Origin of the sequence: Flavobacterium aquidurense, from assembly GCF_031458035.1 — a bacterium.
In the GTDB taxonomy this organism is placed as follows: domain Bacteria; phylum Bacteroidota; class Bacteroidia; order Flavobacteriales; family Flavobacteriaceae; genus Flavobacterium; species Flavobacterium aquidurense_C.
In genome coordinates, this window is sequence record NZ_JAVDXR010000005.1 from 35,746 (window position 1) to 59,484 (window position 23,739).

Annotated in this window: 24 protein-coding genes; 13 read left to right on the top strand and 11 right to left on the bottom strand. The window is 34.9% G+C overall.

Going from position 1 to position 23,739, the window contains the following annotated elements; genetic code table 11:
• Nucleotides 1-38 precede the first annotated feature (38 nt).
• From J2X17_RS09420 to J2X17_RS09435, 4 genes are all read left to right on the top strand, one after another.
• Nucleotides 39-701: a DEAD/DEAH box helicase gene (locus J2X17_RS09420; protein ID WP_310296853.1), complete on the top strand. Its 663-nt coding sequence runs from the start codon at nt 39-41 to the stop codon at nt 699-701.
• Between the two features lie 97 nt (nt 702-798).
• Nucleotides 799-1,017 (top strand): putative signal transducing protein, encoded by a 219-nt coding sequence (locus J2X17_RS09425; RefSeq protein ID WP_053474039.1) that lies wholly within the window; start codon nt 799-801, stop codon nt 1,015-1,017.
• Nucleotides 1,018-1,099: 82 nt separating this feature from the next.
• A complete protein-coding gene (locus tag J2X17_RS09430) occupies nt 1,100-1,927 on the top strand; it encodes a Cof-type HAD-IIB family hydrolase (protein ID WP_310296854.1) in 828 nt (275 codons plus the stop codon).
• Nucleotides 1,911-2,438: a GNAT family N-acetyltransferase gene (locus J2X17_RS09435; protein ID WP_310296856.1), complete on the top strand. Its 528-nt coding sequence runs from the start codon at nt 1,911-1,913 to the stop codon at nt 2,436-2,438. The genes J2X17_RS09430 and J2X17_RS09435 overlap by 17 nt, the downstream gene beginning before the upstream one ends.
• A gap of 106 nt (nt 2,439-2,544) precedes the next feature.
• On the opposite strand, the gene J2X17_RS09440 is transcribed toward J2X17_RS09435, so the two are convergent.
• A complete protein-coding gene (locus J2X17_RS09440) occupies nt 2,545-3,063 on the bottom strand; it encodes a hypothetical protein (protein ID WP_310296858.1) in 519 nt (172 codons plus the stop codon).
• Between the two features lie 490 nt (nt 3,064-3,553).
• On the opposite strand from J2X17_RS09440, the gene mtaB reads away from it, so the two are divergent.
• A complete protein-coding gene (gene mtaB, locus J2X17_RS09445) occupies nt 3,554-4,888 on the top strand; it encodes a tRNA (N(6)-L-threonylcarbamoyladenosine(37)-C(2))-methylthiotransferase MtaB (protein WP_310296860.1) in 1,335 nt (444 codons plus the stop codon).
• Between the two features lie 103 nt (nt 4,889-4,991).
• Here mtaB and J2X17_RS09450 read toward each other — a convergent pair whose 3' ends face one another.
• The 6 genes from J2X17_RS09450 to J2X17_RS09475 form a co-directional block, all read right to left on the bottom strand.
• The gene (locus J2X17_RS09450) at nt 4,992-5,501 is read right to left on the bottom strand and encodes a hypothetical protein (protein ID WP_310297589.1); all 510 of its coding nucleotides are present in this window, start codon (nt 5,499-5,501) and stop codon (nt 4,992-4,994) included.
• Nucleotides 5,502-5,607: 106 nt separating this feature from the next.
• Nucleotides 5,608-6,324: a 3-ketoacyl-ACP reductase gene (locus tag J2X17_RS09455; RefSeq protein ID WP_310296862.1), complete on the bottom strand. Its 717-nt coding sequence runs from the start codon at nt 6,322-6,324 to the stop codon at nt 5,608-5,610.
• A gap of 129 nt (nt 6,325-6,453) precedes the next feature.
• Complete coding sequence (locus tag J2X17_RS09460; RefSeq protein ID WP_310296864.1) at nt 6,454-6,834, bottom strand: TonB-dependent receptor; 381 nt, start codon at nt 6,832-6,834, stop codon at nt 6,454-6,456.
• A 78-nt stretch (nt 6,835-6,912) separates the two neighbouring features.
• Nucleotides 6,913-7,869, bottom strand: coding sequence for a hypothetical protein (locus tag J2X17_RS09465; RefSeq protein ID WP_310296865.1), 957 nt, complete (start codon nt 7,867-7,869; stop codon nt 6,913-6,915).
• A gap of 2 nt (nt 7,870-7,871) precedes the next feature.
• Nucleotides 7,872-8,372 carry an RNA polymerase sigma factor gene (locus J2X17_RS09470; RefSeq protein WP_310296867.1) on the bottom strand — a complete coding sequence of 167 codons (501 nt, stop codon included), beginning with the start codon at nt 8,370-8,372 and terminating at the stop codon, nt 7,872-7,874.
• Nucleotides 8,373-8,723: 351 nt separating this feature from the next.
• Entirely contained in the window at nt 8,724-9,560 is an 837-nt protein-coding gene (locus tag J2X17_RS09475) for a DUF6929 family protein (protein WP_310296869.1), read from the bottom strand.
• A 238-nt stretch (nt 9,561-9,798) separates the two neighbouring features.
• Between J2X17_RS09475 and J2X17_RS09480 the strand changes: the two genes are divergently transcribed.
• The 3 genes from J2X17_RS09480 (at nt 9,799) to J2X17_RS09490 (ending at nt 14,195) form a co-directional block, all read left to right on the top strand.
• On the top strand, nt 9,799-10,680 hold the full coding sequence (locus J2X17_RS09480) for a PPK2 family polyphosphate kinase (protein ID WP_310296871.1): 882 nt from the start codon (nt 9,799-9,801) through the stop codon (nt 10,678-10,680).
• A gap of 195 nt (nt 10,681-10,875) precedes the next feature.
• Nucleotides 10,876-12,327, top strand: a complete 1,452-nt coding sequence (locus J2X17_RS09485; protein ID WP_310296873.1) for a PhoX family protein — start codon at nt 10,876-10,878, stop codon at nt 12,325-12,327.
• A gap of 95 nt (nt 12,328-12,422) precedes the next feature.
• Nucleotides 12,423-14,195, top strand: a complete 1,773-nt coding sequence (locus J2X17_RS09490; protein ID WP_310296875.1) for a cytochrome-c peroxidase — start codon at nt 12,423-12,425, stop codon at nt 14,193-14,195.
• A gap of 157 nt (nt 14,196-14,352) precedes the next feature.
• Here the strand turns inward: J2X17_RS09490 and J2X17_RS09495 are convergent, their stop codons facing one another.
• On the bottom strand, nt 14,353-14,898 hold the full coding sequence (locus J2X17_RS09495; protein WP_310296877.1) for a hypothetical protein: 546 nt from the start codon (nt 14,896-14,898) through the stop codon (nt 14,353-14,355).
• A gap of 260 nt (nt 14,899-15,158) precedes the next feature.
• On the opposite strand from J2X17_RS09495, the gene J2X17_RS09500 reads away from it, so the two are divergent.
• From J2X17_RS09500 to J2X17_RS09510, 3 genes are all read left to right on the top strand, one after another.
• Entirely contained in the window at nt 15,159-16,544 is a 1,386-nt protein-coding gene (locus J2X17_RS09500) for an MATE family efflux transporter (protein WP_310297591.1), read from the top strand.
• A 115-nt stretch (nt 16,545-16,659) separates the two neighbouring features.
• Nucleotides 16,660-16,887, top strand: coding sequence for a hypothetical protein (locus J2X17_RS09505; protein ID WP_072973177.1), 228 nt, complete (start codon nt 16,660-16,662; stop codon nt 16,885-16,887).
• A 67-nt stretch (nt 16,888-16,954) separates the two neighbouring features.
• On the top strand, nt 16,955-18,892 hold the full coding sequence (locus J2X17_RS09510) for an LTA synthase family protein (protein WP_310296879.1): 1,938 nt from the start codon (nt 16,955-16,957) through the stop codon (nt 18,890-18,892).
• A 661-nt stretch (nt 18,893-19,553) separates the two neighbouring features.
• Here the strand turns inward: J2X17_RS09510 and meaB are convergent.
• From meaB to J2X17_RS09525, 3 genes are all read right to left on the bottom strand, one after another.
• Nucleotides 19,554-20,651 (bottom strand): methylmalonyl Co-A mutase-associated GTPase MeaB, encoded by a 1,098-nt coding sequence (meaB, locus tag J2X17_RS09515; RefSeq protein WP_310296881.1) that lies wholly within the window; start codon nt 20,649-20,651, stop codon nt 19,554-19,556.
• Nucleotides 20,652-20,806: 155 nt separating this feature from the next.
• The gene (locus tag J2X17_RS09520; protein WP_310296883.1) at nt 20,807-21,448 is read right to left on the bottom strand and encodes an NAD(P)-dependent oxidoreductase; all 642 of its coding nucleotides are present in this window, start codon (nt 21,446-21,448) and stop codon (nt 20,807-20,809) included.
• A 57-nt stretch (nt 21,449-21,505) separates the two neighbouring features.
• Entirely contained in the window at nt 21,506-21,913 is a 408-nt protein-coding gene (locus tag J2X17_RS09525; protein WP_310296886.1) for an Rrf2 family transcriptional regulator, read from the bottom strand.
• Between the two features lie 118 nt (nt 21,914-22,031).
• Here J2X17_RS09525 and J2X17_RS09530 point away from each other — a divergent pair, with 118 nt between their 5' ends.
• Nucleotides 22,032-22,943, top strand: coding sequence for an AEC family transporter (locus tag J2X17_RS09530; RefSeq protein WP_310296887.1), 912 nt, complete (start codon nt 22,032-22,034; stop codon nt 22,941-22,943).
• Between the two features lie 112 nt (nt 22,944-23,055).
• On the top strand, nt 23,056-23,694 hold the full coding sequence (locus J2X17_RS09535) for a peroxiredoxin (protein WP_026984920.1): 639 nt from the start codon (nt 23,056-23,058) through the stop codon (nt 23,692-23,694).
• Nucleotides 23,695-23,739 lie beyond the last annotated feature (45 nt).

Consider the following 23,739-nt stretch of genomic DNA (forward strand, 5'->3'; position numbering starts at 1 on the left):
CTTATGGCTTACAGCCTAAAGCCTAAAGCATTAAAAAGATGAAACTAAAAAAAATAAACGAAAAGTTACAGGATGCCTTAATCGAGAACGGTTTAACAGAAGCAAATATCTTGCAGATGGAAACTTTTTCGACCATTAAAAGTGGTGCAGATTGTATGATTGTTTCTCCAGCAGGAACCGGAAAATCGACAACAATTGTATTGAATGTGATTCAGCAATTGGCTGGGCAGACAGAAGAATCGCCACGTGCTTTGATTATTGTGGAAGACAAAGAAAAAGTGCTTGCAATGGAAGCTCTTTTCGAGAAATACGGAAAATATACTAATCTTGAAGTTTACGGGGTTCACGACAAAGGTGATATGGACTACGATAAAAACTATATTTCAACCGGAATTGATGTTTTAATTGGTACGCCAAACAAATTAAGCGATATGTTCACCACTGCCGGTTATAACGTCAACCGTTTAAAAATGCTGATTTTGGATGATGCTGATCCTATTTTGAGATTGCGTAATGAAACTAAAATCATGCGAATATCAAATAGTATTGCCAAAACGCAACGTATTATTTTTGCTGAAATATTGACAGAACGTATTGAAATTCTGGCAGATAAATTCTTATTAGAGCCTTATTTCTTTGATATGGATGAAGAAGGTGAAGACGAACTTGACGAAGAGGAAGACCAAATTGAAGAAGAATAGTAAGTTGCAGTTTTCAGTCTCAGTTTACAGATTTGGACTGCAAACAAGCGCTTTATAATTAGTCAATAGAATACAATAAATATAAAAAATAAATGTCATGGGATTAATGAAGGTGTTTTCAGGAAGTGAAGTTTTAGCAATTGCTTTACAGGAAAGATTAGAAGAAGCGGGAGTAGAAACCGTAAAAAAAGATAATATTCAATCCGCTCGTTTGGGAGGTTTTGGCGGAACAGATTTGGCCGTTGAAGTTTTTATTCAGGAAACCGATTTTGCAAAAGCAAATCCTGTAATTGAAGAGTTCAGAATGAGCATTTAGATAAAGTCTTCAGTCGCAGTTTTCAGTCTCAGTGATAAACTATGTCTGCATACTGCGACTGCGACTGCAAACTCAAAAAAATATGCAATACAAAATGCTGGTACTCGACATGGATGACACCTTGTTGACAGACGATCATAAAATTTCGGAATTAAATAAAAAAGTACTTCTTGAAGCTCAGGCGAAAGGTGTTTATGTGGTCTTGGCTTCAGGCCGACCAACATCTGCCATGACAGCTTATGCGAAAGAACTGGAATTAGATTTGAATGATTCTTATATTATTTCCTTTAACGGTGCTATAATTAGTACTGTAAAAGACGATCTTGTTTTATTTGAACAAAAATTGACTGTAGAACAAATTCATGATTTATACGATTATAGTGTGAAAATGAATACGCACATTATAACTTATCTTGACGGTGAAATTATAAGCGAAACCGATTCGGAATATATCGAAATCGAAAAAGAAATCACTGGCTTACCTCACAATAAAGTATCGAGTTTTAAAGAAGCGGTTACAAAACCTGCAGTGAAATGTATTTTATTAGCTGAACCTTCTTATTTAAAAGAAGTTGAAAAAGATTTAAAATTGGCGATGCCTCATTTAAGTATTGCGATGTCTAAACCATTTTTTCTGGAAGCAGCTCAAAACGGAATCGATAAAGCGGCGAGTTTAAAACTTTTGGCAGATAAATTAAACATTCATCAAAGCGAAATTATCGCTGTCGGAAACGCAGGAAACGATTTAACCATGATTGAATATGCCGGTTTAGGAGTTTGGGTTGATAATGTAACGCCAGAGTTGCGTGACAGAGCGGATGTAATTGTAGCTTCAAATAATGATGACGGTGTTGCCGAAGTTGTTCAGCGCTATATTTTAAATAGTTTCGCTCATGAAGAAATCAATTGAAACAGAACGTCTCCTTTTAAGAGAACTCGAACTTTCTGATGCTGAAGGAATGTTCGAATTAGATTCTAATCCAAATGTACACATTTTTGTAGGTAAAAAACCAGTTAAACATATTGACGAAAGTCGCGCTTCTATCGAATATATTCAGCAACAATATAAAGATTTTGGGATTGGACGATGGGCTGTTATTCTGAAAGAAACTAATGAGTTTTTGGGTTGGTCCGGAATAAAATTCATTACTAATGAAATGAATAATCATAAAGATTTTTATGAAATTGGATATCGTTTTATTGAAAAATATTGGGGAAAAGGATATGCAACAGAAGCTGGAAAGGCTTTTGTGAATTATGCTTTTAATGAAATGAATGTTGATGCTCTTTACGCTTCCGCAGATGAAGGAAACGAAAATTCAAGAAAAATTTTGGAAAAACTAGGCATGAATTACGTTAATTCTTTTGAATTTGAAGGGAAATCTGAAGTCTGGTATAAAGTGAAAAATCCAAACTTATAATATTGAATCAGAGAAATGCGTCCCAAATCTTCGTAAACTATTTTGTTAGATTTGCAAAGATTTGGAAAACAACTCGTAGGTTTTTATTCTCTGATATTATTTGGTATTATTTTTTAGCTACAGAAACAAAATATTTATTTCCATCACCCATTGTCAATTTTACACGCTCGTCGCAAAGATCGATTGCAAAATTTGCACTTTCGTAACAGCTGCAGGTTGTGTTTTTGTCTTTAGACATTTCAGTTTTGCAATTGTTATTTTTGAAAGTTGCTAATTGTGGTGTGTATAAGCTTACTAAGTCTGTCGAAGCAGTAACTAGTGAAATAATACTTGCTGAATTATTGTTAGTAATTCTGTAAACAATTCTATCAGTATAATTTACTTCATTCACAGTTACTTTGCGAATATACGTGTAGGCAGTAGAACCTTCGCCTGGCTCTTTTACCTCAAATTTAAACCCAACTGCACGAATAGCAATATCAAATTGTGATTGAGAGTTTAAGCTCGCCCAATTTGTCAAAGTGCTTATCGACGGAAATGGATTCGCTGCCGGAGTATTAGTTTGCGCCTGCGAACTGAAAACGGTTAAGAACATCAAGCAGATTGAGGGTAAAAATGCTTTCATATAGAGTTTTTAATTTATAATTTTTGCCTACTCTTTCTGGTTTTCGGCCTACCCATTTTTATAATAACAAAACAACAACATAACGATTAAAATTCAAAATTGTTATGAATAATTTGTTATAAAATAAATTATCAATTTTTGGAGAAGTGAAAAGTACTTCTAAAAATTCTCTAAACAAAGTTAAATGTAAGAAAATTTGAATTTAAAACTAAAAAAAATGTATTTAATCGATAATATTTGCACTTAATCGATATTTTTGTCATTTTATTCTTATTGAATTTTATTTTCCGATTTTAAAATTACACTATTTTAAAATTTACTTTGAACAATTTATCATTTTTCTGGATAAGTTAAAATACAGGTTTGCTACAAAATGTTGATATATAGTAGATTATTGATTTTATTTTAAAGAATATTGTACGTAAATTTGCAAACTCTTTAAAAGAGATATAACTATATTATCTTACTACTTAAAACGTAGTCTATTCCTATGGAAAATAGAAAAAAAGTTGCCTTTTATACGCTTGGTTGCAAACTGAATTTTTCAGAGACTTCTACAATTGCCCGAAATTTTAATGACGAAGGTTTTGATCGTGTCGATTTTGAAGAAGTTGCAGATATCTATGTTATCAATACCTGTTCCGTTACAGAGAATGCCGATAAGCAATTTAAGCAGGTTGTAAAAAAAGCAATGAAACTCAATGATAAGGCTTTTGTTGCCGCGGTGGGTTGTTATGCACAATTGAAACCGGAAGAATTAGCAGCAGTTGATGGTGTTGATTTGGTTTTGGGTGCTACAGAGAAATTTAAAATTACCGATTATATTCACGATTTGAGCAAAAACGATATGGGTGAAGTTCACTCCTGCGAAATTGCTGAAGCCGATTTTTACGTTGGAAGTTATTCTATTGGTGACAGAACCCGGGCGTTTCTGAAAGTTCAGGATGGCTGCGATTATAAATGTACCTATTGTACAATTCCGTTAGCGAGAGGAATTTCAAGAAGTGATGCTTTAGAAAATGTATTGCAAAATGCAAAAGAAATCTCGGCTCAGAACATCAAAGAAATCGTTTTGACCGGAGTAAATATTGGAGATTACGGAAAAGGGGAATTTGGGAATAAAAAACATGAACATACTTTTCTTGATTTAGTTCAGGCTTTAGATAAAGTTGAGGGAATTGAGCGTTTGCGAATTTCATCTATCGAGCCTAATTTATTGAAAAACGAAACAATTGAATTCGTTTCTAAAAGCCGAACTTTTGTACCGCATTTTCATATCCCGCTGCAATCAGGAAGCAATGATATTTTGAAGTTGATGAAACGTCGTTATTTACGTGAAGTTTATACAGAACGTGTAAACAAGATTCGCGAAGTAATGCCGCACGCTTGTATTGGTGTTGATGTTATTGTTGGTTTCCCTGGGGAAACAGATGAGCACTTTTTAGAAACGTATCATTTCTTAAATGAAATGGATATCTCCTATTTGCACGTATTTACGTATTCAGAAAGAGATAATACCGAAGCTGCAAATATGCCAGGAGTTGTTCCTGCAAATGTGCGCGCAAAACGCAGCAAAATGTTGCGCGGTTTGTCAGTCAAAAAGCGTCGTGCTTTTTATGAAAGCCAATTAGGCACCAACAGAACGGTTCTTTTTGAAAGTGAAAACAAAGAAGGATACATTCACGGTTTTACTGAAAACTACGTAAAAGTAAAAACACCATGGAATCCTGAATTGATTAATACTTTGCAGGAAATTAATTTGACTAAAATCGACGAGGATGGAAGTGTTCGATTGGAGTTTTTGAATAAATTGGCGGAAGTGTAAAATGATAATTGTGAAATGTAAAATGGTTTATATTTCTGAAGATTATAATAAAACAGAAAAGCCCTTTTAAAAAAAGGGCTTTTCTGTTTTTATAAAATAAATTTTATTTCTGATTTTCCGGAATTACCAATTTCAAAGAATTGATATAATCGGTATCAAATTCAATCACTCTGATTTTTTCAGGATTAAAACTTAATTCTCCGCCAAACTGACCTCTGGTGTCCAGAAAATCAATTAAAAGTTCGTCATCATTTAAGGAAAGTAATTTTCCTAAATAAGCAGATTTAGCTGATTTTTTTGCAATTTGAAAAATACCGTATTTATTCGTCAGGAAGTTTACAATCGTAGATAAATCCTTAATTGGGATAATATCTTCAGCATTGGTTTTTAAACCTTTTAAGCGGATCACTTTTTCTGTAAAGGCAAGATCCTGATCTCTGTGAATGGCTTCGATATTTTTGTTTTTCAGAATCACAAAACCGTCCAGGATATAATCAACGGGATTGTTTCTCAAAAGAATCCAATCGTCAGAATAATCAATAAGGAATCCGGTAAAAATTTCTTTTTTATCCGTGAATTCTATTGCAATTAATTGTCTTAAATATTGTTCCATCATATTTTTTTTAAAAATTCCAATCCCGAAGCCTCGGGATAAATTCCAAATTCCAAATTTGACCAGCTATTGGAATTTGGAATTTAAAAAATTGCAATTTATTTTTTTAAGGATTAGTAGACCAAATACTGCTGTTTTTAATAAAAACTCTTCGGTTTAATTTCAATTGCGCAATTAATAATTCGGCTATATCTTCAGACTGCATTACTTTTTCAGGGTTGCCGTCGGTTAAGTTTAAATCTTTCGCCATATCAGTTGCAACGGTGCTTGGTGTCAAAGCTGAAACGCGAATATTGTGTTTTCTCATTTCCTGCATTAGAGAATCGGTTAATCCTAATACTGCAAATTTTGAGGCACTGTAGGCACTTGTCAATGCATTTCCGTTTAATCCGGCTGTTGATGAAATATTGATGATATCTCCTGTTTGTCTTTCAATCATGTTTGGAATAACCGCACGGGTCGTGTAATAAGTTCCCATTAAATTCACCTGAATGATTTTTTCCCAGTCAGCAGGTTCTAATTCCATGAATTTTCCAAAAGAAGCAATTCCGGCACTATTGATTAAAATGTCAATTGTTTTAAATTTTGCCAATGCTTTTTCTACGGCACTGTTTACCGAATTGATATCTGAAACGTCTGCTGCTAAAGCCAAAGATTTCACACCCAAATTCGATGCTTCGTCTGCCAATTGATCAATATCAGTTTGTGTTCTTGAAACTAAAATTACGTTTACGCCTTCTTTGGCTAAAGCAATCGCGATCGCTTTTCCGATTCCTTTTCCGGCTCCCGTAATTAGGGCATTTTTATTTTTTAAATCTGTCATGGTATTGTTTTTAGAAATGCAGAAAGCATCATTTTAGTAACACAAAAATACAGTTTTTGCTTCCTAAAATAATGCTTTAAATGTTTTCTTAATCTAAGTTTAACAACTTTTTGATCTTTTCGAATGTTTTTATTCTTCTTCTTTTGAAGTAATAATAACAACTCCATTTCTGCCATGACTTCCATAAATAGAAGTGGCTTCGACACCTTTAAGCACCTTTATGCTTTCAATATCATTAGGGTTAATTTTGGCGACTTGTTTTGAATTTATTTGAACTCCATCCAAGACATACAAAGGTTCTTTCATGTTAGATCGCGACGGAGCGCATATTACAACTCGGCCATTTGGAGCCGTAGAAGCTGGCTGTACAAAATTTGGAGAAACTTTTACAGGTGAAATCTCAACTTTGGTTGCATTAGCAATTGTATCAGAACTTGTTTTTTCCTGTGCACGAGTTATGACAGAAATAAACATAGCGATGCCCAATGAAATAATTTTTACATTTTTCATGATAATAATTTTAAGATGAATGATAGGAATTAATCTTTGTCAGAATTTCAAACTCTGATAAAGATTTTTAAGTTGAGATTATTTCTTGTCTACTGGTTTTCCGGTTTTTGTAGTAATAATTACAACGCCTTTTTTGCCTTTTTCACCGTATTTTGAAACCGCTTCTGTATCCTGAAGAATCATAATCGTTTTGATTTCCTGCTTGTTTAATGGCGCATACGGACTTGTAGGATTCTCTCCGAACAATTCATTTTCCGAATAATAAACGCCGTCAATAATATATAAAGGTTCATCTAATACAACTAACGATTCTACGTTTTCCGGCTGTAGATTAGAAAGCTCTGCCTGCATCATTTTGTCCCTTTTCTCATCGTTGGTGTGAGACAATGCTCTTCCGTTTAAGATAAGTAAAGGAGCGCTTTTTTTGGCTTGTTGAGATTCTTGTTCTGCTTTTGCTGCAAAAGCTTCTCTTTCCATTTTTTTTGCGTAACCGTAATCCTGAGTTGCTTTGCTTTTTGCAATCGTGCTTTCTTCTTCATCTACAAAACCTGATTGATTGGCAATTGGGGCATTCGCTACTTCGTAAGTCGGTTCCGAAGTTGTATTATAGCCTACAATTTGATTATTTGAATCCTGATCCTCGTTTGTCGCTACACTTTGTTTTTCAATTTGATTGTTTAAAATTTTAACAGCTTCGGTTTTCGGAATTAATTTTGAATCTGCTTCGACAGCATTGTCTTTTTCTGGTGCAGCATCCTGAATCGTTTCTTTTTCAGGTTCGCTTACCACAACTTTTTGATTTTGAATGGTTGTTGTTTTATCTGATTTTAGAAACTGGGCTCCCAAAGAAATTAGTAATAAAAGAGAAGCTGCAATGGCAATTTTTTTCCACAGTGAAATCGCTTTTTTGTCTTCTTTTTTGTCGAGTTTTTCCTCCACGCGTGACCAGATTTTATCCATTCCCGGAAAATCTTTTTGCTCCGAGTTGTGCGCGGCTTCCTTAAATTTATCGAATATTTTATCTTGATTGTCCATGACTACTTTGCTTTTTGATAATACAATTTGTTTACTAATTCCTTCAGTTTGGTTTTAGAAGCATTCAATTGCGATTTTGAAGTGCCTTCAGAAATGTTCAGCATGGTAGCGATTTCTTTGTGCCCGTAACCCTCAATAACAAAAAGGTTAAAAACAGTTTTGCAGCCATCGGGAATGTGGTTTAGTAAATTGAGTAAATCTTCTTCTTCCAAAGAGTTGATTTCATCTGTAAAAGGCTGCGAAAGCAGTTTGACATCATCAAGATACATATTGAAATTGGTGTTTTTCTTGATGGTTGCCAAACAATGATTGACCGTTATTTTTCGCGCCCAGGCCTCAAAAGCCAGAACTTCTTTCAGCTGATCCAGTTTTGTGAAAATAGTATAGAAAGCGTCAGCCATGGCCTCTTCAATTTCCTCTTCCTTTTTTAAGTATCGTTTGCAAACGCGATACAGTTTTGGAGCCATATGCTCATACACCTGACGCTGGGCATCGCGGTGCATTTTTTTGCAGTTCAATATGATGGTTTCGTTTATCACAAATGTTGTCTTTATACTAAAGAGAGCTGAAAAGATAAAAAGGTTGGGAAGGCGATGAATTTTTTTTTAAAAGGTTCAAAGTTGCATAGGTTCAAAGTTACAAAGTTTTTATTGTAGAGGCGCACAGCAGTGCGTCTTAGATTTTGTGTTTACGTTGCGTGAGACGCACTGCTGTGCGCCTCTACGATTATCATGAGAATAATTTGATCTAATCCTTTGCGTTTCTCTGTGATTTCTTTGTGAATCTCTGTGGTAAAGCTATTATACAAAGATTCACAAAGGGTTCGCAAAATTACACAGAGTAAAAAGTGCTAATTATTTAACCGGCAAACTCAACTTAAAAATCTTGGTTTCCAACAATTCCGTGTCATTATCCTCGCAAAGCAAAAACTCGATTTTATCATTTGATTTTTTATAAAAAGTCAAACCTTCGAATTTATTGGTTGAAGTTATTTTCTGAGTAAAATCAATTTTCATGGTTTTAAGATCGATTCGGCCAATGAAACTTCCGAGGATTTCGCCATCATCATAAGTTGATTTAGTGTCTTCTGCGGTGGAGAGGAAATAGATTTTGTCGTCGACTAAAATTGCGTCGGTGAAACTGGAACGAACGCCTTTTATTTTTGGCAGTTTGTAATTGGTTGCCACCAAAGCAAATTCTTCGCCCAGACTTTTGGCGTGAATGGTGAAGATGGTGTTTTTGTTGGATATTCCGTTACCGCGATTGAATAAATACCAGTTTTCGCCGTCGAAAATAGCACCTTCGAGATTGAAATCTTCCGGTTTTATTTCGCCGAAACTTTGCATTAAACTATATAAATCGACCAGATTGTTTTTTTGTAAAATGGTTTTGCTTTTCAGGTCGAAAGCAATCATTTTATTTCGGTTTTCGGTAGAGCCTGAACCAAAAACATATAAGGTATCGTTGTGATGTGTGATCGATTCAAAATCGGGTTTTAGATTTTTTGGGATGTTTTGCGACGGATTATCAATTAAAGCGTGTTGGTTTAATTGCTGACTCTGCATGTTGTATTCGTATAAAAATCCGCTGTTATCGCCAATGATATAAAGTGAATTGTTATTGAAAAATAATCCTGATGCTGATCCGATTCCGATGATTTGAAATAATATTTCTAATGTGAATTTTTCCATGAATGTTGTTTTGAAAACTAAAACCTAGTCCTGATAGTCCCGAAACTTCGGGAGAAAATGCTTTGAAAAGAAATTGTATTTTTTACTGACAGAACAAAGCGACTCCCGAAGGATCGGGATAAGCTCTTGTTATGGCTTGTAAAAAAACAATTTATTGAAAAAGTATGCAATGAGCAGTCCCAATAGCTATCGGGATTCGTAAAATTAGTATATTTATAATTATAAAAATGAAAGATATATGAAATCTATAGATCCGAATGATTTTAAAGTTGTAAAAAAAATTAAGCTTTCAAAGATTCCGACTTTGCTTGATATTGATGCGGATGAGGAGACAAAAGAAAAAAAGCTGGATAAAGTTCAGGCCAAACTGAGCGATTTGCAGGATGTAATGTATTCGCACAATAGATATGGTGTTTTGATTTGCCTGCAGGGAATGGATACCTCTGGAAAGGATAGTTTAATCAGGGAAGTTTTTAAGGAATTTAATCCGCGTGGGGTTGTGGTACACAGTTTTAAAACGCCAAATTCGAGCGAACTGGAACATGATTATTTGTGGCGTCATTATCTTGCACTTCCTGAAAAAGGGAAGTTTGCGATTTTTAATCGTACGCATTACGAGAATGTTTTGGTGACGCGTGTGCATCCGGAATATATTTTGGGTGAGAATTTGCCGGGAATTAATTCGGTAGACGATATTACGCCTCAATTTTGGGAAAACAGAATTGAACAAATTAATAATTTTGAAAAGCATATTTCGCAAAACGGAACTATCGTAATGAAATTCTATTTGCATTTGAGCAAAGAGGAGCAAAGAGAACGTTTGTTGCGCCGCTTGGAGGAAGAAAAACACCATTGGAAGTTTTCGCCCGGAGATTTGAAAGAGCGCGAACACTGGAAAGAATATCAGAAATATTATGAAGAAGCGATTAATAAAACTTCGACAGATTATGCGCCCTGGTATATTGTTCCGGCCGATGATAAAGAAATGGCGCGTTATATAGTTGCCAAGATTATTTGGGAAGAAATGCAAAAACATACTGATATAAAAGAACCGGACTTGGATGATAAAATAAAAGCGAACATAGAAATGTATAAACAGCAATTGAAAAAAGAGTCTTAAAGTAAGACTCTTTTTTTTATGCTTATGTTATTGCTACTTTATGAATGTTTGGCAGTACTAATTTAATGTTAAGTTTTTTGTGGTGAAATTCTTATTTTAATCTAAACTCTTCTTTTTTTGATAATATGAAAGTCATTTTTAGTTAAAGTGTATGGGGTTACTTTGTAAAAAACACAAAAACAAACATTTAGCCACATGAAAAGAATTATTTTACCTTTAATTATGATCGGTTCGCTGCTTACGTCTTGTAACAACGATTCTAAAGATCAGGAAGAAACAACCAGTGTTATATTAAAAGACCAATCTGTTACGCCAAGTTTACTGAAAGCTAAAGCAGGTTTTGAAAATCTTAAAATCTATTCTCTTTTTAGTTCGGATGACGTTTTTGCGGATAGTCCAAATTTTGTTTTTGGCGGTTCTGCTGACGGTTCCGGATTATTAAAAAACACTGACGGAACTTTTACTTTTTTAGTAAACAACGAAGATAATTTTGCGGTTTCGAGAATTACGCTTGACAAAACATTCAAACCTACAAAAGGGGAGTATTTGTTGAATTCTAGCGGAGGAACATGGAGATTATGCGGGGCTACAATGGCAACCCAGGCTGAAAATGGTTTTGGACCTGTTTATTTAACTTGCGGAGAGTCTGGAGAAGAATCTCGTACGCATGCTTTAGATCCTTACGGAAATGTGGGTTCGGCATCGGTTTCTAAAGAATTGGCGGGATTTGGCCGTTTGAGTGCTGAGAATGCTTTGCCATTACGCGCAACTGCTTACAAAGGAAAAACGGTAGTTGTAATTGGCGATGATGATTCTGGAACTTATGGAGGTCAGGTTTTTATGTATGTATCAAATTCTGTTGGCGATTTAAGCGGCGGTTCTTTGTATATGCTAAAACGCAACGACGATAATCAAAGAGAAAAAGACATGGAAGTTAGTAAAACGTATCCTGTTTCTTTTGTGAAAATTGACAATCATACCACTTTGACAGGTGCTCAGATTAATGCTTCGGTAAATACTTTGAAAGCGATCAAATTTGGACGCGTTGAGGATTTGGATTATCGCAAAGGCGGAAATACTGCTGACCGCGAATTGTATTTTAATGTTACCGGTCAAGACGTGACAGGAACAAATGCTGATGCTTCGAGAACAAAATATGGTAGAGTTTACAGATTAAATCTTGATGCTGCCGATCCGTTAAAAGGAACTTTAGAGGTGATTCTCGATGGTGATAACCGTTCTGGAATTGCAGGTAAATTTCAAAATCCTGATAATATCTGTGTGACTAAAAACTATGTTTACGTTCAGGAAGATGCTAACGGATATGGAGATGAGACGCACGATGCTTATATCTATCAATACAATATTACTACCAAAGATTTGAAAGTTGTGGTAGAATTAGATCACCGTCGTACTGAAACTGATGCAGCTAAATATAACGTAGGAAAGATTTCAAAATTTGGAGATTGGGAATACGGAGCTTTAATTGATGTTTCTGATCAAGTTGGTATTGCTGACACTTTTATGTTGAGCGTACAGCCACATACCTGGACTGGTGCAAAATACAAAGGAGTGGACGGAGGTGCAAATCGTCCTAATGAGCAACAGGCGAGTCAAATCGTAATTCTGAAAGGATTGGCGAGATAAAATATTAAGTCATTATAAAACAGATATCCACTATTTCTATTTGAGGTAGTGGTTTCTGTTTTTCTGAATATTCCTCTTTTAATTATTCCTAGAACATGAAAAAAATATATTGTTTGCTGTTTTTGGTAACGCTAGTTTCTTGCCAGAAAAAAAGCAAACATCAGCAAATAAACGAATTGTATCAGGCAGATATCAATGTACTGATTGAAAAAGTGGCCAAGCTTAGGTATTCGGTACAATGGGATTCGACCGAAGCACAAATTCAAAGACAGTTTCTTGAAGCGCATCAAAGTTATAAAAAGGTAGAACTGCTTAGCGAATATTATGCGCCGGCAGTTTCTAAAGCCATCAACGGGCCGGCAATAAGTGAGTTTGAAGAAAATGATAAAATAACAGTTCCGCCAGAAGGTTTTCAGGTGATTGAAGAATTGGTTTTTCCGAAATATGATACCAAAAGCAAAAAAGAACTCGTTCAGGAATTGGGTATTTTGTCTGCGAATTTAATTCGGTTAGAAAAAGTTTCAGGTTCGAACGAATTAACCGATGCTCATGTTTTTGATGCGATGCGCTTAGAAGTGTACCGAATTATTACTTTGGGAATTACAGGTTTTGATTCGCCTGTGATTTTAAATTCGCTGCCCGAAGCAGGATCAGCTTTAGAAAGTATTGAAAAATATTATCGTGTATATCTCGAAAATGAATCGGTTTCGAATTCTGAGCAACTGCTTCAGATTTTAGAAAAAGGCGAAAAATATCTGAAAACGAATACAAATTTCAATGCTTTCGACCGCGCTTTTTTTATTAGAGAAATTGCAAATCCGTTGAGTAAAGGTCTTTATCAGACACAAACTGAATTGGGAATTCCGTTTATGAAAGAATCCAGAGGTTTACAATCAACGGCTCGAACACTGTTCGACAATGATGCTTTTGATACAGAAGCATTTTCTGGTTTTCCAGATTATAAAACTACACCGGAAAAAATTGCCTTAGGCAAAAAACTATTCAATGATCCTGTTCTGTCCGGTGATAATTCGCGTTCCTGCGCTTCCTGTCATCATGCGGAGAAAGCATTTACAGATGGTTTGGAAAGAGCCGTTTCATTAGACGGAAAATCGATGATTCAGCGCAATACACCAACATTAAATAACATCGCCTTTCAACGTGTCTTTTTTGCAGATTCTAAAGTGAGTTATCTCGAAGATCAGGCGATTGCCGTAATCAGTAATGAAAATGAAATGCACGGATCTGTGGAGAAATCGGCAAAGAAACTTCAGAAAAATAAAATTTATGCCGCAGAATTTAAAAAGGCATTTCCGAAAAGTGAAATCAATGCTTTTGCAATCAAAAACGCTTTGGCATCCTACATTCGTTCGTTAAGCCATTATGATTCCAAATTTGATGATTATATGCAAAATAAAACCGCATTTACAGCCGATGAAAAAGCCGGATTTAATCTTTTTGCAGGAAAAGCCAAATGTGCGACTTGCCATTTTATTCCGCTGACCAATGGAACTGTGCCTCCAAATTTTGACAGGTCTGAAAGTGAAATATTAGGAGTACCTGATAAAAATAAAAAACTCGACGGCGATTTGGGCAAGTTTGTAATTACGCAGGCTGCGATTCATAAAAATTCCTTTAAAACACCAACGATAAGAAATATAGAAATGACAGCGCCTTATATGCACAACGGTGTTTATAAAACTCTGGAAGAAGTTATAGCTTTTTATAATGAAGGCGGAGGAGTAGGTTTGGGATTAGAAGTTCCGAATCAAACTTTACCAGAAGACAAATTGAATTTATCCGACAAAGAAAAACAGCAACTCATCGCTTTTATGAGAACATTGACGGATAAAAAGTATGTGAAATAATTAGAAGATAAACGTTGTTTAAACCCGACTTTTTTTATCCCGAAGTTTCGGGACTGTCGGGTTTGTGGTTACGATACTTTATAAAACAACAAAACCCGACAGACTATGAGGATCTGTCGGGTTCATACCAAAAACAAAAGAATAAATGAACGTGTTATTATAAATCAAAACCGTAGGCTAGACGTAAAGCCACCTGATTGGTATTGAATTTGTCGTAATCTTCATATCGAACACTGATGTCGATATATTTGTTAGCGTAGCCAATTCCTGGCGCCCATAAAAAAGTGGTATCGTTGTATCCGTTTGTAACGGCAAAACCCGCTCCAACTTCACCCATAACATAAAATTGATCTTCCCAAATGAAGGCTTTAAAACCTGCTTTTGCAGGAATAAATCCAAGATCTTTTTGATCAACTCCATTATCATCTTTTCCCATAAATAGGTTTGTAAAACCTGTGGTCAAAGTCAATGACGTTCTTTTAGACAAATCGTATTGTAAGCGAACATCTCCTCCAAGAGACCAATCATAAGCATTGTCAGTTGGCAAACCTCCGTTTAAACCAAATCCCAATCTGAAACCCTGATCGTAATTTTTAATTTCGCCTTCCGTTTTTGCAGTTGCAGTTTCTTGAGCGAAAGTTGTGTTGGCAGATAATAAAGCTATTGTAGCTAGGCAGATAAATTTTAGATTTCTTAAGATCATAAGGACATTTTTTTTGAATTATTAATAATGTAAAAGTAGCAGTGAGGTGTTTTGGGATTGTTATATAATTTTCCGGAATTGTTATATAATTTTTAAATGTTCATTTTTTTGTAGTTGGAATTTGGAATTTAAAGTTTGGAATTTGTTCCATCCCGAAGTTTCGGGATCGGGATTGGAATTTTTAAAATTTGCTTAAAATTTCAATAATGCCGGAGAATCCAAAGCTTCTGATTATCTTTGCCGACTTAAAAAGAATAGAATTGAATTTAGCACAGTATACAAAGGAGTTCTCGTATAATTTAAGATTAGCATATCCTATTATTTTAGGAATGGTCGGCCATACATTAATAGGTATTGTCGACAATATAATGGTAGGGAAATTAGGAAGTACCGAACTTGCTGCGGTTTCATTAGGAAACAGCATGATTTTTATAGCAATGTCACTAGGAATTGGTTTCTCTACAGCCATTACCCCAATTGTCGCCGAAGGTGATGCTGAAAAAAATGATTCCAAAATTCGTTCTGCTTTTCATCATGGCTTGTTTCTATGTGTCATTTTAGGATTGGTACTTTTTGGCGTTATTGTTTTGGCAAAGCCAATAATGGAGTTACTAAAACAGCCTGCAGATGTTATTGCACTTGCAAAACCCTATCTGGATTGGGTTGCTTTTTCGTTAATTCCGCTGATTATGTATCAGGGCTACAAACAATTTGCTGACGGAATGTCGTTGACAAAATATTCGATGTACGCGATGATTATGGCCAATGTTCTTCACGTGGGTTTAAATTACGTTTTGATTTACGGTGTATGGATTTTTCCAAAAATGGGAATTATTGGAGCTGCATTGGGAACCGTAATTTCAAGAATATTTTTAGTAATGTTCATGCATATTATGCTGTCAAGAAGAGAAGACTTGAAGCGTTATTTTAAAAATTTCAGCTTTGAAGAAATCAAAAAAGAAACAATAAAAAAGATAATCTCAATCGGATTTCCGTCAGCAATGCAAATGCTTTTTGAAGTAGTATTGTTTACAGCATCAATCTGGCTTTGCGGAAATATTGGCAAAACGAGTCAGGCAGCCAACCAAATTGCGTTGAGTCTGGCTTCGATGACTTTTATGTTTGCCATGGGATTAAGTGTAACTTCGATGATTCGTGTCAGCAATCAAAGAGGTTTAAAGGATTATAAAAACTTAATTATTGTTGCCCGTTCTATTTTTTTACTGGCAATTATAATTGAAACCGTTTTTGCCATCCTATTTGTTGCCTTACATGATTTCTTGCCGCATATCTTTTTGAATATGGAAAACGGCGGACAGCTTCTCGATAATACTGAGGTAATAACAATTGCTTCAAAATTACTTTTGATTGCAGCTATCTTTCAAATTTCTGACGGAATTCAAGTGGTGGTTTTAGGCGCTTTACGCGGATTACAGGATGTGAAAATCCCGATGTATATTACGTTTGTTGCGTATTGGGTAATTGGTTTCCCGATTTCCTATTATTTGGCAGAATATACGCCATGGAAAGCTGAAGGCGTTTGGATCGGACTTTTGGCAGGATTAACTTCTGCAGCCATATTCCTGTACATTCGTTTTCATTACTTAACCAAAAAATTAATCAATAATTCAGTTTCAAACACTTAAATTTGAAAAATAAAAATATAGCCACAGATTAACGGATTCTCACAGATTATTTTCAAATCTTTTTAATCCCTTAATCTGTGGCAAAAAAACAACTAAATACATAAAATATATAAAAATGGAATTACCTAAATTTTTACTCGGAGACAATACTGATTTTCCAGATGATATTTTCATCATTCACCTTGATTATCCAAGATTTATCATCAATTTAAAAGATGATGAGGTTGAGTTTTTAGAAGAAGCTGAAGATCTTGACGAGGCAGAATTAAACGCTGAAATGGAAGGTTTAATTGAGAAAGCTAACGAATTTTACGATAGAGAAATAAATCGTTACGAAGAGTAGTAGAGACGCACTGCAGTGTGTCTTAATGGATGTCCGTCAATACCAAAAAAATATTTAGATCTTTCTAATGAAAAAATTAAGTTATTTAAAACCCATTTTCAATTTCATAGCAACCGGATTGCTAATTACTACCTTAAGCCGAATCTTTTTATTTTTTCTTTTTAAAGACAGAGTAGTTGAAACGCCAAATTTCTGGTATATTTTCCCAATCGGTCTTCGAATGGATTTGATTTTACTGTGCTATTTGTCATTTCTTCCGGCCGTTTTAATTACTTTCCTTCCGAATAAATGGTTGAAGTTTACCAATAAATTCCTTGTAATTTATAGCTTTTTATTCCTGTTTCTGATTCTGTTCGTCGAATTGGCTTCGCCAGATTTTGTAAAACAATACGACACACGTCCGAATAAAATTTTCCTGGATTATCTTATTTATCCAAAAGAAGTTGTTGGAATGCTTTTAAAAAGTTATCTGACTTCGATCATTGTTACGTTTCTAATTTTAGGAGTTGTATTGTACTTTGCTTTCAAAAAAGGAAAAAAATATTTTTATACTTCACTTGCTGATCATAAGTTCAAATTAATGGTTTTTCCATTAGTAGCTTTCTTATTATTTTTTGGAGCACGTTCAAGTCTTACTTCAAAGCGACCTATAAATGCCAGTAATGCTGTTTTTTCGACAGATCAATTGACAAATACTTTAGGTTTAAATTCATTTTACACTGTTGCTTTTGCAGCGTATTCTATCAAAAATGAAGGAAATACCAAAATGTACGGAAAAATGGATGAAGCCGAAGCAATCGCCCGTGTAAAAAAATACATGATTGCCGGTCCAAATGATTTTACCGATGCTGAAATTCCGTTTCTTCATGTACAACAACCAGATTCAGCAATTAAAAAGCCATACAATTTGGTGATTTTTCTACAGGAAAGTCTGGGTGCCGAATATGTTGGAATTTTAGGTGGAAAACCTCTGACACCAGAATTTGATAAATTGTCAAAAGAAGGTTTATTGTTTACCAATTTATATTGTACAGGAACAAGAAGTGTTCGCGGAATTGAAGCGGTTGTTACCGGATTTTTACCATCACCGTCAGAAAGTGTTGTAAAACTTGGAAACTCACAACAAGGATTTTTCACACTTGCCGATGCCTTAAAACAAAAAGGATATGATACCAGTTTTATTTATGGCGGAATGGCGAATTTTGATAATATGGCTTCGTTTTTCAACGGAAATGGTTTTCAGGATATCGTAGATCAGGAAGATTTCGAATCTGACGGAAATAAATATGCTTTCAAAGGAACATGGGGTTATTCAGATGAAGATTTGGTTACTAAGGCGAATAATTATTTCAAAGCAAAAGGCGATAAACCTTTCTTCTCATTAATGTTTTCGACTTCAAATCATGAACCTTTTGAATATCCGGAAGGCAGAATCAAACCTTATGACAAGAAACCGGCAACAGTAAATAATGCCATGAAATATGCCGATTTCTCGATTGGGAAATTCTTCGATATGGCTAAAAAAGAAGCGTATTTTAAAAATACCATTTTCATCGTAATTGCCGATCATAATACAAGAACTTACGGTAAAAACTTAGTGCCAATAAACAAATTTCATATTCCGGCTTTAATAATGGGGCCAGGAGTAAAGAAAGGTACAGTTTACAGTAATTTGGCAAGTCAGATTGATATTCCGCCAACATTGTTAGGCTATTTAGGAATTCCTTTTGAAACGCCAATGGTTGGTCGAAACTTAAATAAGCTGGATGCCAAAACACAAGGAAGATCCATTATGCAATTTAATGACATCAACGCATTCAGAGTTGAAAATCAGGTTGTAATTATGCAGCCCAATTTGAAACCACTGCAATTTGAAATCAAAAATGACACAACTTTAATTCCGGTGAAATTAAATGAAGAATTAGCAAAAGATGCTTTGGCGCATGTAATTACAGCAGGAAATTTATATAAAGAGAATAAGTATAAATTGAGAGGAACTAAATAGGTGCAAAGGAACAAAGGTTCAAAGCGACAAAGGTTTTTCCTCTCTTTGAACCTTTATTTAAATATATAAACTCTGAGCAGCTGCAAACGGTGAAATTTTATCGTTTGGTATTGCTTTTTATTTAGAAATAGGTGCAAAGGAACAAAGGTTCAAAGCGACAAAGGTTTTTCCTCTGTACCTTTGAACCTTTGCTACTTTGAACCTTTATAAAAATATAATTTTAATAAACTCTGAGCAGCTACAAAACGTGAAATTTTATCGTTTGGTATTGCTTTTTATTTAGATATAGGTGCAAAGTAGCAAAGGTTCAAAGCGACAAAGGTTTTTCCTCTCTTTGAACCTTTGCTACTTTGAACCTTTATAAAAATATAATTTTAATAAAATCTGGGCAGCCGCAAAAGGTGAAATTTTATCGTTTGGTATTGCTTTTTATTTAGAAATAGGTGCAAAGGAACAAAGGTTTACAGCGACAAAGGTTTTTCCTCTGTACCTTTGAACCTTTGCTACTTTGAACCTTTATAAAAATATAATTTTAATAAAATCTGAGCAGCCGCAAAAGGTGAAATTTTATCGTTTGGTATTGCTTTTTATTTAGAAATAGGTGCAAAGGAACAAAGGTTTACAGCGACAAAAGTTTTTCCTCTGTACCTTTGAACCTTTGCTACTTTGAACCTTTATTAAAATATAATTTTAATAAATTCTGAGCAGCTGCAAAAGGTGAAATTTCATCATTTTGCACTGCTTTTTTGTTTTGTTCCAATTGCGAAATAATTTCCGGTTGATTATAAAAGTTTAGTTTCAGTTGTTCGTTGATGGTTTCCATCATCCAAAAATGATTCTGATCTTTTCGTTTTTTCTGAAAAAAACCAGTTTCATTGGTCATTTCGAAGTAAGTTGAAATAGTATCCCAAATGTCCGAAATTCCATCCTTGATAATAGCACTGCAAGTGGTAACTTTTGGCTGCCAGTTTGATTTTTTTGGAGGAAATAAATGCAAAGCTCTATTGAATTCCAGTTTCGCCTGATTGGCTTTTTTGATATTGTCGCCATCCGCTTTGTTGATGACAATCGCATCGGCCATTTCCATTATACCGCGCTTAATGCCCTGAAGCTCATCGCCGGCACCGGAAATTTTGAGTAATAGAAAAAAGTCAACCATGCTATGAACGGCAGTTTCACTTTGTCCAACACCAACTGTTTCAATGATGATAGTGTCGTAACCTGCGGCTTCGCACAAAATAATTGATTCACGTGTTTTTCTTGCTACACCGCCCAAAGTATCTCCGGAAGCACTCGGCCTGATAAAAGCATTTTCATCTTTTACCAATTCTTCCATGCGCGTCTTATCACCTAAAATACTGCCATGCGAAAGCGAACTGCTTGGATCGACAGCCAAGACGGCTACTTTTTTCCCAAGATGCGTCAGGAAAGTTCCAAAAGCTTCGATAAAAGTACTTTTTCCAACGCCGGGAACACCCGTAATTCCAATTCGGATCGATTTATTAGCGAAAGGTAGACATCCTTTAATAACTTCATTTGCTTTTTCAGTATGTTCGGGATTGGTGCTTTCGACCAAAGTAATGGCACGGCTTAAAGCGGTACGGTTTTTATCCAGAATTCCGGCAATTAATTCTTCTGCAGAAGGCTGTTGTCGCCTGTTTTTCTGAATTTCAGTGATAGCCGAAACATTGATAATTTCAGGAGGTGAAATACCAGCTTTTTCATGTAAACTGCTAGATTGTTTATTTGGACTTGACACAATACTTTTTTTGGTATTGTAAAAGTACAGAAAACAAAAACAGTTTCAAAAGGGTTATTTTCTTTTGAAACTGTTGAAATTTATAGCCACGAATTCACGAATGTTTGCGCATAATTTATAAACAAAAATATTCGTGAATTCGTGGCGAAAAAAAATTAGTACGCTGCAGTAAATCTTACTTGGTGATGTTTTGGGGTTTCTGCCTCATCAGCAATAACAACTGCTAAATCTTCTACAGATAAAATACTTCTTTGTTCGTCGTTAAAAACGGGATTTTCTAATCCCAAACGGTATTTTCCCGTTCTTCCGGTTGTAATTCCTGCATGCATTTCGAAAGCCGGACTGAAAAACGCCCAATCCAACTCTTTTTCTTCTTTGATAATGTTTAAATAATCTCTCGCACCCGTTGCAGCAACATAATATTCTTTTGGAAAATCTGTTGTATCTACTGCCTGTAAACCTGGCGCAACAAATAAACTTCCGCCACCGCCAATAACGATAAATCGTTTTACACCTGATTTTTTCACCGCTTCCTGAACTGATTTTGAACCAGCAATAAAATCATCGTAGATATTTGGGTTCGTCCATCCTGCATTATAAGCGCTAATTACGACATCATTTCCTTTTAAAATTTCAGCTAAAGCATCTGAATTAAAAATATCAGCAGCAACCCAATTTACATTTGGCGTTTCTTTTGGCGTTCTGGCGATAGCCGTAATTTCGTGGTTTCTGTTTGTCAATTCGTTTAAAATAGCTGAGCCAACAAATCCTGTTGCTCCAATAATTGCGATTTTCATAATATATAAATTTAATTAGTAATAAAAAATGTTACAGTTTTGTGTAAAAAAATAGTTTTAGAATTGATTTGAAAAATCTTCTAAAGAAATTCCTTCTAATTGTAAACTAACTTTCTGATTCATATCCGCATATAAAGCGGTCAAATTTTGATTGATTTTTTTTCCAACCGGGCAATCCGGATTTGGCTGATTCTTGGCGTATCCCAAATTAATGGTTTCAAAAGTCATTTCAAATATCTGTTTTAAAGTAATATTCGAAGGATCTACGGCCAATTTTGTCCCGCCATTTTTACCTTCCTTACTTTCTACAATATGATGTGCTTTTAAATTGGCAATTTCTTTTCGCACCAAAACTGGATTCAAATTAATACTGCCCGCAATATATTCAGATGACAAATAATCATTTGGATATTTTGTAAGCAAAGTAAGAATGTGAGTCGTTATGGCAAATTTACCTGAAATCATACTGTAATAAAATATGTTACAAATGTAAAGTGTTTTATTGAACAAAAAAAATATTTTAACGAATAATTTATGTCTCTCAACAATTTAGAAATCCCTATTTTTGTCGTGAACCTACGATATGAGCAACTTTATTCAGATATTCTTCTTTTTGTTTTTGGGATTGCTTTTGCAAAATGTAAAGCGATTTCCAACACATATTTACAAAAGCATCAATAAAATTGTCATTTATATTTGCTTACCCGCCATCACTTTATATCATATTCCGAAAATAAAATGGAGCAACGATTTATTGTTTCCGATAGGAGCGGGCTGGATTAGTTTTTTACTCGCTTTTGTTTTCTTTCATTTTTTAGGAAGGAGATTAGGTTGGTCCAATAAACTGATTGGGTGTTTGGTTTTGACAGCAGGATTAAGTAATTCTTCTTTTTTAGGGTATCCGATAGTAGAAGCTTTATTCGGAAAAAAAGGTCTTGAAACTGCTGTTTTAGTAGATCAACCAGGGACATTTGTTGTGGTTTCGACTTTGGGAGTTTTTGTGGCCGCTTTTTATTCGAAAGGAAGTCCAGATGCCTGGAGTATTTTTAAAAAGATAATTTTCTTTCCGCCTTTCATTACTTTTATTGTAGCGTGTTCGATGAATGTTTTTCAATACGATTTAGAATTAAATCTTCAATCTGCATTATTGAAAGTTGGAAGTTTGGTTACGCCTTTGGCTTTGTTTTCGGTTGGTTTACAACTTACTTTCGATAGAAAAAGCCAGCATTGGAAATTTCTGCGACTTGGGCTATTCTTCCGATTAGTCATAACACCATCCATTATTTTTGTTTTATATGTTTTCGTTTTCAATCAGCATTCTGAAGCTATCAAAATAACGGTAATCGAAATAGCAATGGCACCCATGATCACGGGAGCGATTTTAGCATCGACTTATGGCTTAAAGCCAAAATTGAGCAGTATGATGATTGGTTTTGGAATCCCGATTTCTTTCGTAACCCTTGCTATTTGGTACTTTATCGTTAGTTTTATTTAGAGTGGCTGTAGTTACTTTTACTCATTGGTGTTAAATTGATAGAAAAAGTAGAGTTTAGTTTTTTTTAATTATATTTTTTAAGTAATTTTAGATGAACTAAAAAAATATAATTATGTCAACATTAAGATTAGGCGATATAGCTCCGGATTTTCATGCAGAAACCACCGAAGGACCAATCAATTTTCACGAATGGCTTGGAGATTCATGGGGAGTTTTATTTTCGCATCCATCAGATTTTACGCCTGTTTGTACTACAGAATTAGGAACAGTGGCCAATTATCTTCCGGAATTTACCAAAAGAAACACAAAAGTTATCGCTTTGAGTGTTGATGGTTTAGAGTCGCACAAAGAATGGATAAAAGACATCAATGAAACTCAAAATACAACAGTTAATTTTCCGATCATTGCTGACGAAGATAAAAAAATAGCAACTTTATATGATATGCTGCACCCAAATGCAAGCGATAAATTTACAGTTCGCTCTGTTTTTGTAATTGGTGCCGATAAAAAAATCAAACTAACTTTAACGTATCCGGCCTCAACAGGAAGAAATTTTGACGAATTGCTTCGTGTTATTGATAGTTTGCAATTAACAGCAAATTACAGCGTAGCAACTCCCGCAAACTGGAAAGACGGTGAAGATGTAGTAATTACTCCGGCGGTTCCGGACAGTGATATTCCGGCTAAATTTCCAAAAGGACACACGCCAATAAAACCGTATTTGCGTATGACGCCGCAACCGAATAAATAAGGTTCTAAGATGCTAAGGTTCTGAGGCACTAAGGTTCTAAGATTT

Bases quoted from the DNA above. Each gene is read 5' to 3' on its own strand.
- J2X17_RS09420 (WP_310296853.1), top strand. From the start codon at position 39: ATGAAACTAAAAAAAATAAACGAAAAGTTACAGGATGCCTTAATCGAG.
- J2X17_RS09425 (WP_053474039.1), top strand. From the start codon at position 799: ATGGGATTAATGAAGGTGTTTTCAGGAAGTGAAGTTTTAGCAATTGCT.
- J2X17_RS09480 (WP_310296871.1), top strand. From the start codon at position 9,799: ATGAAATCTATAGATCCGAATGATTTTAAAGTTGTAAAAAAAATTAAG.
- J2X17_RS09495 (WP_310296877.1), bottom strand. From the start codon at position 14,898: ATGATCTTAAGAAATCTAAAATTTATCTGCCTAGCTACAATAGCTTTA.
- J2X17_RS09440 (WP_310296858.1), bottom strand. From the start codon at position 3,063: ATGAAAGCATTTTTACCCTCAATCTGCTTGATGTTCTTAACCGTTTTC.
- J2X17_RS09475 (WP_310296869.1), bottom strand. From the start codon at position 9,560: ATGGAAAAATTCACATTAGAAATATTATTTCAAATCATCGGAATCGGA.
- J2X17_RS09465 (WP_310296865.1), bottom strand. From the start codon at position 7,869: ATGGACAATCAAGATAAAATATTCGATAAATTTAAGGAAGCCGCGCAC.
- J2X17_RS09485 (WP_310296873.1), top strand. From the start codon at position 10,876: ATGAAAAGAATTATTTTACCTTTAATTATGATCGGTTCGCTGCTTACG.
- J2X17_RS09470 (WP_310296867.1), bottom strand. From the start codon at position 8,372: ATGCACCGCGATGCCCAGCGTCAGGTGTATGAGCATATGGCTCCAAAA.
- J2X17_RS09460 (WP_310296864.1), bottom strand. From the start codon at position 6,834: ATGAAAAATGTAAAAATTATTTCATTGGGCATCGCTATGTTTATTTCT.
- J2X17_RS09510 (WP_310296879.1), top strand. From the start codon at position 16,955: ATGAAAAAATTAAGTTATTTAAAACCCATTTTCAATTTCATAGCAACC.
- J2X17_RS09505 (WP_072973177.1), top strand. From the start codon at position 16,660: ATGGAATTACCTAAATTTTTACTCGGAGACAATACTGATTTTCCAGAT.
- J2X17_RS09490 (WP_310296875.1), top strand. From the start codon at position 12,423: ATGAAAAAAATATATTGTTTGCTGTTTTTGGTAACGCTAGTTTCTTGC.
- J2X17_RS09430 (WP_310296854.1), top strand. From the start codon at position 1,100: ATGCAATACAAAATGCTGGTACTCGACATGGATGACACCTTGTTGACA.
- J2X17_RS09525 (WP_310296886.1), bottom strand. From the start codon at position 21,913: ATGATTTCAGGTAAATTTGCCATAACGACTCACATTCTTACTTTGCTT.
- mtaB (WP_310296860.1), top strand. From the start codon at position 3,554: ATGGAAAATAGAAAAAAAGTTGCCTTTTATACGCTTGGTTGCAAACTG.
- J2X17_RS09535 (WP_026984920.1), top strand. From the start codon at position 23,056: ATGTCAACATTAAGATTAGGCGATATAGCTCCGGATTTTCATGCAGAA.
- J2X17_RS09520 (WP_310296883.1), bottom strand. From the start codon at position 21,448: ATGAAAATCGCAATTATTGGAGCAACAGGATTTGTTGGCTCAGCTATT.
- J2X17_RS09435 (WP_310296856.1), top strand. From the start codon at position 1,911: ATGAAGAAATCAATTGAAACAGAACGTCTCCTTTTAAGAGAACTCGAA.
- J2X17_RS09450 (WP_310297589.1), bottom strand. From the start codon at position 5,501: ATGGAACAATATTTAAGACAATTAATTGCAATAGAATTCACGGATAAA.
- J2X17_RS09455 (WP_310296862.1), bottom strand. From the start codon at position 6,324: ATGACAGATTTAAAAAATAAAAATGCCCTAATTACGGGAGCCGGAAAA.
- J2X17_RS09530 (WP_310296887.1), top strand. From the start codon at position 22,032: ATGAGCAACTTTATTCAGATATTCTTCTTTTTGTTTTTGGGATTGCTT.